Below are 11,669 nucleotides of genomic sequence, written 5' to 3'. Positions count from 1 at the left end.
GTTACTCCTTTAAAGACCAGTCGGCCATGGTCTTTTTACCTTGTACATAAGCCACGTCTTCTTGTAGTTCGTGCAATGTTTTCGTCAAGAATCGCCGCTGGTTTGTGAGATTGCGGCTAATCGACCAAAAAGCCCATGCCATCAATAGCAGCATAATGGCCGACAAAGCGAAAAACACCCATACTTTGGCACCGGGGGACAACACCACATTCAATCCAAACAACAGGCTGATGTAAGACATTAAAAACAGCATCACCGCAACAAATGCCAGTATGCCCAGCCGTACCATGCGCTCTTTTTGCGCAACAAACTCGATACGGGCCATTTTGAAGCGTACGAATAACAGCTCGGTAACGGTATGCAGCAACTCCTTCAACGAATTGATTTGGCCACTCATCAATAAACCGTCCTTTGCATAAAAGTGCTGTCGGGCTCTGGTATGACCGAAACCCGACAGAAAATAAAAATCTTGTAATATCAGTCCGGTCATTGCCGGAACACGCTGACTATCTCAACGCCCAGTACTTGCGGTTAGCGGCCGCAACGGCTCAAAAACGCCCCCAACAACAAACCCACCACGGCAGCAATACCAATGGCATGATAGGGTTTTTCATGCACCAGATCGTTGGTGCTGGCAGCCGCCTGGCGTGTGCGCTCTACCACAGAGCCTTCCAGCTCGGCATATTGCTTTTGTGCCTTGGCCAACTGGGCTTTGAGTTTTTCCTTCAGCGCCTGACCTTCTTTGGTACCATCATCAACCGCCGCCTTGTAGAGCGCCTCGGCATCTTTAAGCACCTGCTTTACGTCTTCCATTAATACCGCTCGTTCTGCTTCATATTTCTGGCTCATAGCGCCTCCTGATGAATAAGTAGTAAACAGCTTTAATGTTGAATACAGCATATTTACCATATCCATTAATGGCCGTTTTAGCTAGGGTCTGGCGATAAAATAGCGCCAGCTAAGACTATTTTTGTCTTATCCCGCCGAGGCATGCAGATTAACAAGACAATCTCACCCTGTATTGTGCTGCTCGCAGGATTTGGCATTGAAAAAAGATAAAAATAAAGCCGCTAAGCGGCTTTATTAACTGATTACACATGGCGTGACACCAATGGCTTGTTACTTACTCGTAGGCTGAGGTCGGCAGGCAGCTGCAGAATAAGTTTCGATCGCCATAGACATCATCGATACGATTAACGGTCGGCCAGAATTTGGCTCTCCGTACGTCGGCCGTTGGGAATACCGCCAGCTCTCGGCTGTAGGCGCGGTTCCACTCGGCATCCATTATATCGTCTTGCGTATGGGGCGCATTGACCAGCGGATTGTCTTCCAACGTCCAGGTACCGTCTTCAATTTGACGGATTTCCTCACGAATTTGCTTCATGGCCGCAATAAAGCGGTCGATTTCGGTTTTAGACTCCGACTCGGTGGGTTCTATCATCAAGGTGCCCGCCACCGGAAAGCTCATGGTTGGCGCATGAAAACCAAAATCGTTCAGTCGTTTGGCAATGTCCATTTCGCTGATGCCGCTGACTTCCTTTATCGGCCGCAGATCCACAATACACTCATGGGCGACTCGGTCGTTACGGCCGGTGTACAGAATAGGATAGTCATCCGCCAGACTCTTCATCAGATAGTTGGCATTCAATATCGCCAGCTGAGTCGAGCGTTTCAGGCCTTCGTCACCCAGCAGTGCGGTATACATCCAGCTGATCGGCAAGATACTGGCCGAGCCAAACGGAGCGGCAGACACGGCACCATTATCGCGGCTGGTTTTTTCGGTTTTCACCACGGCATGTCCGGCAACAAATGGCGCCAAGTGCGCCTTAACGCCAATGGGCCCCATGCCCGGGCCGCCACCACCGTGAGGAATGGCGAAGGTCTTGTGCAAATTAAGATGGGAAACATCGCCGCCAATAAAGCCCGGTGACGTAATACCCACCTGGGCGTTCATGTTGGCGCCGTCCATGTACACCTGGCCACCCTGGCTATGGATGATTTCGCACACTTGTCGAATATTTTCTTCATATACGCCATGGGTCGAGGGATAGGTGACCATGATGCAAGACAGATTCTCGCCGGCTTCGGCGGTCTTGGACTTGAGATCCGCCATGTCGATGTTGCCCTGCTTGTCACAGGCCACCACTATTACCTTCATGTTGGCCATTTGTGCCGAGGCCGGATTGGTGCCGTGCGCAGAGCTCGGGATCAGACAAATGTCCCTGTGGTGATCGCCGCGAGACTCATGATATTTCTTGATAGCCAGCAGACCGGCATACTCCCCTTGCGCGCCCGAGTTGGGCTGAATGCAAATGGCGTCGTAACCGGTAATTTTAGCCAGCCAGTTCTCCAGCTCGGCAATAATCTGCTGATAACCCTGAGTTTGATCCAGTGGAGCAAACGGATGCAGTTGTGCCAGCTCGGGCCAGCTGATGGGCACCATTTCGGCGGTGGCGTTCAGCTTCATGGTGCAAGAGCCCAATGAAATCATGCTGTAATTAAGCGCCATGTCTTTCATTTCCAGCTTGTGGATATAGCGCAGCATCTCGGTTTCGGAGTGATAGCGGTTAAACACTTCGTGGGTCAGAATAGCGCTGTCTCGCAGCAACTCGGCGGGAATGGAATGGCTGCCTTGTGCCGCCTTGGCATCCAGCGGCTCGACTTCCAGGCCATGGCCCTCACCCAAAAAGATATCGAACAACTCGGCCACATCTTCACGGCGCGTGGTTTCCGATAACGAGACACCCAGGGCGCCGCTGATATCGGTACGCAGGTTTACGCCCTTGTTCAGGGCACGGGTGATAATGGTGTCTTTATCACCCGCGCTCACTTGCACCGTCAGGGTATCGAACCAGGTGTCATGGCGCAGCGTCATACCTTGCTGCGTTAAGCCCAGCGCCAGAATATCGGTCAGGCGATGCACTCGGTTGGCGATGCGCTTCAGACCTTCGGGACCGTGGTAAACCGCGAAAAAGCTCGACATGTTGGCCAGCAATACCTGAGCGGTACAGATGTTGGAGTTGGCCTTTTCTCGTCGAATATGCTGTTCACGGGTTTGCATGGCCATGCGCAAGGCAGGCTTGCCGCGGCTGTCTTTGGACACACCGATAATGCGCCCGGGTAACGATCGTTTATAGGCATCGCGCGTGGCAAAGAATGCTGCGTGAGGGCCGCCATAGCCCATGGGCACGCCAAAGCGCTGGGCATTACCCAACACCACATCGGCACCCAGCTCGCCCGGTGCCTTGAGCAACACCAGCGACAAAATATCGGCGGCCACACAGGCAATGCCTTTTTGCGCCTGCACCCCGGCAATTAATTCGCTCAGGTCACGAATTTGGCCGGTGGTAGACGGATATTGAAACAGGGCGCCGAACACCGCATGCTCCAGCACGTTTTCTGCGGGCGCTATGGTTATTTCAAAGCCATAGTGACTGGCACGCTCTTGCACCACATCTATGGTTTGCGGGTGTACATCATCGGCAATAAAGAAGGTATTGGCTTGTTTGTTCTTGCTTACCCGCTTGGCCAACGCCATGGCTTCGGCGGCAGCAGTGGCTTCATCCAGCAGGGACGCGCTGGCCAGATCGAGGCCCGTCAAATCCTGGGTCAGTTGCTGAAAGTTAAGCAGTGCCTGCAGTCGGCCCTGAGCAATCTCCGGCTGATAAGGAGTGTAGGCCGTATACCAACCCGGATTTTCCAGCACATTGCGCTGAATGACCAAAGGCACATGGGTGTCGTGATACCCCATGCCGATATAGCTTTTGTTGATCTTGTTTTTTTGTGCCAGCGACTTTAAATAAGCCAGCGCTTCCACTTCGGTGCGGCTGGCACCAATGCCTAACGGCTGATCGTTGAGAATATTGGCGGGCACGGTCTGGCGAATAAGATCATCAAGAGAGTCGGCACCGACCACGGCCAGCATGTGCGCTATGTCCTGCTCGTTCGGGCCTATGTGACGAGCAGTAAAGGCGTTATTTTGTTCAAGTTCAAACAGCGACGGAGTCATGTTCACTTCCTTAAATAGGAACTGAAAGCCGAAAGCTAAAAGCCGCAAGCCATCAGTCAAATACAAACCAACACCAGGCTGAAAGCCAGGTTCCTGATGATATTCAGGAACCTGGCAACCTCACCAGCCTGTGTTAGAGCGAGTTCATTCGACCGTGTTAAGGACTTGGCCCCCTGTTTGATCGAATACACTCACTCCTGAAAAACATACGTTAGCACAACTGCAAAAAGCCCCCTTGGCGGGGGCTGATGCTCATTCTTCGTCGATGCTGTTTTGGTAGTCATTCGCGTCCAACAGTTCTTCAAGATCGGAGTCGTCAGACAATTTGATGCGGAACAACCAGCCATCGCCGTAGGGATCTGAGTTAACCAGCTCGGGGCTATCCTCCAGTGCCTCGTTAACGGCAATAATTTCGCCACCCACAGGAGCATAAATATCAGATGCGGCCTTTACCGACTCCGCTACGGCGCAGTCTTCGCTGGCGTCAACGGTGCGCCCCACTTCCGGCAGTTCAACAAACACCATATCGCCCAACAGATCTTGTGCATGCTCGGAAATACCTACCACGGCTTCTCCGTTTCCTTCCAGGCGTACCCATTCGTGAGTGCGGGCGTATTTCAATTCACTGGGGATATTGCTCATTTCATTGTTCCTCTTGATGCTTGAACGCATGTGTTAAATAGCTGCAACTGCTTTGCCAAAACGTACGAAGGTCGGTTTCACCACAGACACTGGCACCCATTTTTTACGCATTTCCACTTCCGCTGTTGCGCCAATGGATCTCGGTACCCGTGCCAACGCAATACTGTGCCCCAGTGTAGGCGAGAAACTGCCGGAGGTAATAATGCCTTGCTGCTCCAGTCCCTGTTCGTCAATAAAACGGACCGTTGTGCCGGTGCGCAATACGCCTTTCTCTTTCATGACCAGGCCGACCAGCTTGGGTTGATCGCCGGCGGCTTTTTGCGCCTCCAGCGCATCACGACCAATAAAGTCACGCTCTGCTGGCTCCCAGGCGATGGTCCAGGCCATATTGGCAGCCAGGGGCGACACAGTTTCGTCCATGTCCTGACCATAAAGATTCATGCCAGCTTCCAGACGCAGGGTGTCGCGTGCGCCCAGGCCACAGGGTTTAACACCGGCTTCGAGCAACTTATCCCATAACTCTGTCACCCGAGTTTCGGAAACGATGATTTCATAGCCGTCTTCCCCGGTATAGCCGGTGGTGGCAATAAAATAGTCATCGGCCTGCACACCATAAAAAGGTTTCAGTGCCTTGATGGCTTCATTTTGCTCTGGCGTTAATACCTGAGCCACCTTGGCTTTGGCGTTGGGCCCCTGTACTGCAACCATGGCCAGCTCTGCACGTTCGGTCAGCGCCACATCAAATGGCTGTTGCTGTTTCTCCAGCCAGGCCAGATCTTTATCACGGGTGGCAGAGTTGACTATCATGCGATAAAAATCGTCGGCCATTAAATAGATAATCAAGTCATCAATCACACCGCCCTGCTCATTCAGCATGGGGCTGTAAATGGCTTTGCCTGTTTCGGTGATACGCGCGACATCATTGGCCAGCAGTTTTTGCAAAAACGGTTTTGCCTCGCTGCCGGTGACATCAACAATCGTCATATGAGAAACATCGAACATGCCGGCATCGGTGCGCACAATATGGTGCTCTTCGAGCTGAGAGGCATATTGAATGGGCATGTCCCAACCGTGAAAATCGACCATTTTGGCACCGGCTGCAACGTGCTCCGGGTGCAAGACTGTTTGCTTAATCATCAATGCGCTTCCTTGTATTCAAGCTTTGTCTATCAGCGATAATCCGGTAGTGCTTTTTTGATTATACTCAAGCCGGCCGGGGATAAAACCACACAAAGGGTAAAGCTTTACTTTGATTATTAAAGTGTGATCAGGTCTACGGGAAATAGAAAACTGCAGCATTCAGCGGGAAGAAAATATAAGGATAACGCCAGTGGTAGGGTCTTGGTTTTGTATCGTACGCATTCAAGCGTTTTAAAGTAGTGCCATGGCTTTTGTGCGAATGAATTCGCCCCTACAAACAACATAAAGCCAGCCTTAAGCCAGACGGCTTTATGTTGAGTTGGCCGCTATTTTTTAGATAGTTTGGCCTGCAGGCCACTGGTGCCCAGGGCGTGCGCCGCCAACTGGCGTTTGATCGGCGTCAGCCGGTTGGTGAGGTTCAAGCCCACACCCCGCAACCCTTTTAACAGTGGGTTATCAATCCCGAACAGACGTTTCAGCCCTTCCATGGCCGCCAGCAGGGTAGCGGCTTCGGTTTTGCGCCAGCGTTCGAAAGACTTCAACTCGGCCAAGGCGCCAATATCGCGCCCCGCCTGGTGCAGCTGGGTCAGGGTATCGGCCAACGCCGCCGCATCTTGCAGCCCCAGGTTAACGCCCTGCCCCGCCAGGGGGTGAATGGTGTGTGCTGCATCGCCAATCAAGGCCCAGCGCGGGCCGCAAAACTGCTGACTGAAACGGGCCTTTAATGGAATGGTCATCCGTGGTCCCAGCACTTCGCACGGCCCCAAACGCATATCAAATGCCAGCGACAGGGCTTTGTTGAAATCGACATCCGATAGCGCCAGCCGCTCGGCGGCATCGTCTGGTGCACAAGACCAAACGATGGAGCATTGATGGGGATCGGCCAGAGGCAAAAAGGCCAGAATGTCGTTGCCACGAAAGATCTGTCGCGCCGTTTGTTGATGAGGCTCATGGGTCGCCACCGTGGCCACCAGTGCGCTGTGGTCGTAATCCCACTCCATCATGCCCGGTTGTAATTGTTCCCGCAGCCAGGAGCGAGCACCGTCTGCCCCTACCAATAAGCGGCCGGTAATGGGAATGCCGTTATCCAGCAACACAAAGGCGCCCTGTTCACTGACAGAAACCGAGTGAGCGCGCGCCGGTAGATGCAAGTCTATGTGGGCCCGCGTTCTGGCTTGCTCAAGCAGGCTGTGCTGCAGCAAGCGATTTTCGACTATATGACCTAAATGCGGCTGATGCATGAGTGTCGCTGAAAAGTCGATATGAGCCCCCGTGTCTGCTTCCCACACCGCCATATTGATGTAAGGGCCAAGACGCTCTTGCTGTGCTGGCCAGGCATGAAGCCGCTCGAGCAAGGTTTGGGAGGCGAGATTAATGGCACTGACCCGATTTTCGGGGATAGCCGGCAGCGTTGGCTCGGGTACTAGCCCTTCTATGACCGCCACTTTCAAGCCGCTGTCTTCGAGTGCCAGCGCCAGGGTCAGCCCCACCATGCCGCCGCCAATGATGATCACATCTGTTGCTTGCATAGGTTACCTCTTGCCCATGGCCTGCCAGGCCAAAGTGTGTTTCAAGGAGCTGCAGGCTGCCATCGTCATCAGCCCCAGATTACGACCCGCCGCCAGCACGGGGTGATCATTTGAAAACAATATTGCCAGCGCCGAGGTCACGCCGACCAATGCCGCCTGATCCGCCTGTCGAGACTGTCCGTAGCGGCTTAGCAGCTGATAACTGCCAAGATCCGCCTGGTTTGAGGACCCTTGCCCGCTTGATAACAAGGCCTGGCGTACCTGTTCGACCAAAGCCGCCACATCTCGCAGCCCTAGATTAAAGCCTTGTCCGGCAATGGGATGCAACAGGTGCGCCGCATTACCGACCAACACCACCCTGTGGTGCCAGGGCCGCGTGACCTCATCCAGTACCAGGGGATAGCAATGTCGGGAGCCGGCTCGGGTCATGCGACCCAGTCGATAGCCGAACGCCTGTTGTAACTGGATTAAAAAGTCGGCCTCGTCGAGTGTCATTAGTTGCCCGGCACGGGCGTTGGATACACACCACACCAGCGAGCATCGCTCGCCACTCATGGGGAGGAGCGCGAGGGGGCCCTCGGGAGTAAAGCGTTCAAATGCCCGCCCCTCGTGCGCCATCGCCGTTTGTACATTGGCAATAATGGCACTTTGCTGATAATCGAACTGGCGACGGGGAAGGTTAAGCTGACGACCGATTTGCGAGAGATTGCCATCGGCGGCAACCAGCAAGCAAGTGGTTAACCGACTGCCATTATTCAGCGTCACCGACACCTGGTCTGGCGCTTGTTGCCAGGACTGTATCTGTGCCGGGCACAGCAGCTCAATCCCCGAGTGTTGCTGTAATTGCTGATACAACACCTGCCCGACCGAATTGAGCTCTATCACGTAACCCAGCGCCGGTACCGAATAGTCCTCGGCCTGCATGTTCACCTGCCCGGCATGGCCTTGATCAGACACTTGAATGGCCGTAATGGGGGTGGCGAGATCACACAACAAAGGCCATAGCCCCAATTGCTGCAGTAAATCGCGACTGTGCCCGGCCAGCGCAATACTGCGCGCATCAAACCCCGGATGCAGGTTGTGATTGGGGAGCGATTTTTCTATGAGTGCAATACGCAATGCCGAGCCATCGGCCCGGCCAAGCTGACTCAAGCCTAACGCCAGCACGGCTCCGGCCATGCCACCACCGTTAATTACCACATCATAATGGGTCATAGGGCTGAATTGTCGCTATTAGTGCAAAGTGGGTCGCTGAGGCTGGGCCTGGCCTTTACCAAATTCTTCAAACGCCAGCGTGGCGCCTAATTTCAGGTGCTCGTATAACACCACGAAGGCGGTTTCACTTTCTTCGTCTTCCTGGTCAAAATCACCGGACACCTGAGTGATACTGCTGATGTCCTGGATCATTTCCTGAAGCTCGGCCGAGGCTTTGTTCAGCTCTTGCTGCACCACGCCAAAACCGGCTAAAAAGGCGGCAGCCCATTCCATCATGGCTTCCAGGCGATCATCCAGCGGCTCATCATCGTCCGGCATGAGCAATTCAAAGCGACTCTGATTAATCAACTCGTCATAAACACGAGAAAACAACAGGTTGACCGCCTTTTTCAATTCAGCCGGTAACTCGAAGTCGTCGTTTAGCAAAGCATTGAAGTGTTGTTGCCAGCGGGGATCATTTTGCGCCATGCCACCACAAATCAAACCGCAGATAACACCGTGTACTTCGGCGGTGGTCACCACCATGTTGTGATGTTCCAGTAAGGTAGTAAATGCGTCGTAGTTAAGACGGGCCTTGTCGTTCATCAGTTACTCGATAGATAAAAAAGAGGTATTTATGGGGCAGATCCTAGCATTGTGGCCTCTATCAGGCCAGCCGCCCCTTGAAACTTGTGGTGCGCCGCTATATAGTCGCCAGAATTTCATCGTCCACTGCAACCAGCCATCTGAGGACCACATGACCACAGCGGCAATCGACATTGTTATTCTCGGCCGACCTTATAAGGTTGCTTGTCCTGCGGGACAAGAAGTTGCGTTGCAGCGGGCGGCAGATATGCTCAACGAGCGTATTCGCAACTTCAAGCAAAGCGGCAAGGCAGGCTCCAATGAGCAAATAGCCATTATGCTGGCACTGAATGTGTGCCACGAGCTTGAGCTTGAAAAAGACAAAAACTATCAATATGCTGACGCCATGGATAAACGCATCAAGTTGCTGCAGCATACAATTGAAGAAGCCCTGGCTAACAAAGTAGGTTAGTTTTAGGTATACTCTTCACCCATAGCGTTTAGATACAAGTTTAGCTTTCCCTGGGGTGTTCGTCAGCTGGGTGACGTCCCTGAGCCGATAATCACAGCACAGGAAAGCCGTGTTATTTACTATTGAGCATGCTCGGCCCGACCGAGAAGCCTGCGGTAGATACCGGATTTCCGCCTTGAACCATACGGTTCAAGGACTCACACCCGTAACGGCACCCTGGGGATCCTCTTTTAGCTGTCACCTTCGTACAAGGTGAGCAGCCAGCCGCTGAAGCGGCATTTGTCATACTCCTGCTCTATTGCCTCTGAAAATCCTGTTACAATTATCACCTCCCTATGTAGCAGGTAACCTCTTTAATGACAGAACAGCCCAATAATCCTTTGCACGGCATTACCCTTAAAGCATTGCTCACCGAGCTGGTTGAGCGTTATGGTTGGGAAGAGCTTGCAAACAGGGTCAATATCAACTGCTTTAAGAATGATCCCAGCATCAAGTCGAGCCTGACTTTTTTACGCCGCACGCCCTGGGCGCGCGCCGAAGTGGAAGCCATTTACCTGGAGCTGATAGAAGGCCCCTGGGGAAAGTCCAAGGAATAAATTATCGACTAAGCCGGAGGGGCTTTTGAGCGAAAGACACACCATACGCCAACAGATACGGCAGGCTCGCCGCCAGCTGAGCCAAACACAGCAACAGGCAGCCGCGACCAGCATAGTACAGCGCGTGGCGCACACTCCGCATTTGGCGGCGGCGGGCAAGGTGGCCTTGTATCTGGCCAACGACGGTGAGTTGAATCCGCAGTCGCTCATCGACTGGTATTGGGCCAACGGCACTCAGGTTTATCTGCCGGTATTGCACCCTTTCAGTTCGGGGCACTTGCTGTTTTTACGTTACGATCCCAATACCAGCATGGTTGAAAACCGCTTTGGTATTGCCGAGCCCAAACTCGATATTCGGCTGTTGGCATTCAAGAACGAACTCGACATTATCTATACCCCTCTGGTGGCCTTTGATGCCAGCGGCAATCGCATTGGCATGGGCGGTGGTTTTTATGACCGTACTCTGGCAGCCTGGCGCCAGGGGTTGGGGCCGCGTCCCGTTGGCCTGGCACACGACTGTCAGCAACTGCCCGCCATTCCCGTCGACAGTTGGGATATTCCTCTGCCTGAGCTGATTACGCCAAAACAGCACTGGCGCTGGTAAAAGCCCCATGCAAGGTAAAGCCAAGTTGCTATAATGCCCGCATTTACCACAGCAAGTGCCCCCGAGTGCACCTTAAACAGAGAAGAAACGACGCTCATGACACAAGATGAAATGAAAAAAGCTGCCGGCTGGGCCGCCCTCGAATACGTGCCTGCGGGCAGCATAGTCGGGGTGGGCACCGGCTCGACCGTAAATCACTTTATTGATGCCCTGGGATCCATTAAAGATCAGATTAAAGGGGCGGTTTCCAGCTCGGAAGCGTCCAGTGCTCGCCTGCAGCAACTGGGCATCCGTCTTTATGATCTTAATGAAATCAGCGAATTTGCGGTTTACGTGGATGGTGCCGATGAAATAGACCCCGGCATGGCCATGATTAAAGGCGGTGGCGCGGCATTAACCCGTGAAAAGATTGTTGCCGCCGTGGCTGAACGCTTCGTGTGCATTGTGGATGGTTCTAAAACCGTTGACGTGATGGGCCAGTTTCCGCTGCCTGTGGAAGTCATTCCCATGGCGCGTGAATATGTGGCCCGCGAGCTGAGCAAGCTGGGTGGCAAGCCGGTGTATCGCCAAGGTGTAATTACCGATAACGGTAACCATATTCTGGATGTTCACGACCTGGCCATCACGGCTCCCCGCGAGCTGGAAACTCGTATCAATGCCATTGTAGGCGTAGTCACCAATGGTCTGTTTGCACAGCGTGGTGCCGATGTGCTCTTGATTGGCACCCCGGATGGGGTAGTAACCCGCAAAGCCAACGCCAGCTAATAGCCATAGGGAATGGGGAATGGGGAGCCTGGAGTGGCCCCGAATAAGTAGACACTTCTTCAGAGTGAGGAAGTGTATGCAATACCGAACCAAGCGTAAATTTAGTAATGAATTTAAGCGTGAAGCCGTTAGA

12 protein-coding genes and 1 other RNA gene are annotated in these 11,669 nt (G+C 53.3%); 5 read left to right on the top strand and 8 right to left on the bottom strand.

The annotated features are described in order from the left end of the window. Nucleotide 1: 1 nt before the first annotated feature. The 8 genes from IEW52_RS09060 to IEW52_RS09025 form a co-directional block, all read right to left on the bottom strand. The gene (locus IEW52_RS09060) at nucleotides 2–397 is read right to left on the bottom strand and encodes a phage holin family protein (RefSeq protein ID WP_188629751.1); all 396 of its coding nucleotides are present in this window, start codon (nucleotides 395–397) and stop codon (nucleotides 2–4) included. A gap of 134 nt (nucleotides 398–531) precedes the next feature. After that, nucleotides 532–849, bottom strand: a complete 318-nt coding sequence (locus IEW52_RS09055) for an ElaB/YgaM/YqjD family protein (RefSeq protein WP_188629750.1) — start codon at nucleotides 847–849, stop codon at nucleotides 532–534. A 274-nt stretch (nucleotides 850–1,123) separates the two neighbouring features. Next, nucleotides 1,124–4,009, bottom strand: a complete 2,886-nt coding sequence (gene gcvP, locus IEW52_RS09050; RefSeq protein WP_188629749.1) for an aminomethyl-transferring glycine dehydrogenase — start codon at nucleotides 4,007–4,009, stop codon at nucleotides 1,124–1,126. A 252-nt stretch (nucleotides 4,010–4,261) separates the two neighbouring features. After that, a complete protein-coding gene (gene gcvH, locus IEW52_RS09045) occupies nucleotides 4,262–4,651 on the bottom strand; it encodes a glycine cleavage system protein GcvH (protein ID WP_188629748.1) in 390 nt (129 codons plus the stop codon). A 33-nt stretch (nucleotides 4,652–4,684) separates the two neighbouring features. Beyond that, on the bottom strand, nucleotides 4,685–5,788 hold the full coding sequence (gcvT, locus tag IEW52_RS09040; protein WP_188629747.1) for a glycine cleavage system aminomethyltransferase GcvT: 1,104 nt from the start codon (nucleotides 5,786–5,788) through the stop codon (nucleotides 4,685–4,687). A 329-nt stretch (nucleotides 5,789–6,117) separates the two neighbouring features. Beyond that, complete coding sequence (locus IEW52_RS09035; protein WP_188629746.1) at nucleotides 6,118–7,320, bottom strand: FAD-dependent monooxygenase; 1,203 nt, start codon at nucleotides 7,318–7,320, stop codon at nucleotides 6,118–6,120. Nucleotides 7,321–7,323: 3 nt separating this feature from the next. Beyond that, nucleotides 7,324–8,535: a 2-octaprenyl-6-methoxyphenyl hydroxylase gene (ubiH, locus tag IEW52_RS09030; protein ID WP_188629745.1), complete on the bottom strand. Its 1,212-nt coding sequence runs from the start codon at nucleotides 8,533–8,535 to the stop codon at nucleotides 7,324–7,326. A gap of 18 nt (nucleotides 8,536–8,553) precedes the next feature. Further along, nucleotides 8,554–9,120 (bottom strand): UPF0149 family protein, encoded by a 567-nt coding sequence (locus IEW52_RS09025; protein ID WP_188629744.1) that lies wholly within the window; start codon nucleotides 9,118–9,120, stop codon nucleotides 8,554–8,556. A 151-nt stretch (nucleotides 9,121–9,271) separates the two neighbouring features. Between IEW52_RS09025 and zapA the strand changes: the two genes are divergently transcribed. From zapA to rpiA, 5 genes are all read left to right on the top strand, one after another. Next, the gene (gene zapA / locus IEW52_RS09020; RefSeq protein WP_188629840.1) at nucleotides 9,272–9,571 is read left to right on the top strand and encodes a cell division protein ZapA; all 300 of its coding nucleotides are present in this window, start codon (nucleotides 9,272–9,274) and stop codon (nucleotides 9,569–9,571) included. Nucleotides 9,572–9,615: 44 nt separating this feature from the next. After that, nucleotides 9,616–9,798, top strand: a non-coding RNA gene (gene ssrS / locus IEW52_RS09015) — 6S RNA. 129 nt (nucleotides 9,799–9,927) lie between these two features. Then, nucleotides 9,928–10,167, top strand: coding sequence for a VF530 family protein (locus IEW52_RS09010; protein WP_188629743.1), 240 nt, complete (start codon nucleotides 9,928–9,930; stop codon nucleotides 10,165–10,167). A 25-nt stretch (nucleotides 10,168–10,192) separates the two neighbouring features. Next, nucleotides 10,193–10,771, top strand: coding sequence for a 5-formyltetrahydrofolate cyclo-ligase (locus tag IEW52_RS09005; RefSeq protein WP_188629742.1), 579 nt, complete (start codon nucleotides 10,193–10,195; stop codon nucleotides 10,769–10,771). Between the two features lie 96 nt (nucleotides 10,772–10,867). Further along, nucleotides 10,868–11,536: a ribose-5-phosphate isomerase RpiA gene (gene rpiA / locus IEW52_RS09000; RefSeq protein ID WP_188629741.1), complete on the top strand. Its 669-nt coding sequence runs from the start codon at nucleotides 10,868–10,870 to the stop codon at nucleotides 11,534–11,536. Nucleotides 11,537–11,669 lie beyond the last annotated feature (133 nt).

The sequence above is a fragment of the Oceanisphaera marina genome, from assembly GCF_014643915.1.
Classification (GTDB): domain Bacteria; phylum Pseudomonadota; class Gammaproteobacteria; order Enterobacterales; family Aeromonadaceae; genus Oceanimonas; species Oceanimonas marina.
The sequence above is the reverse complement of the archived record's forward strand: the minus strand, read 5'-3'. Positions and strand labels throughout refer to the sequence as shown.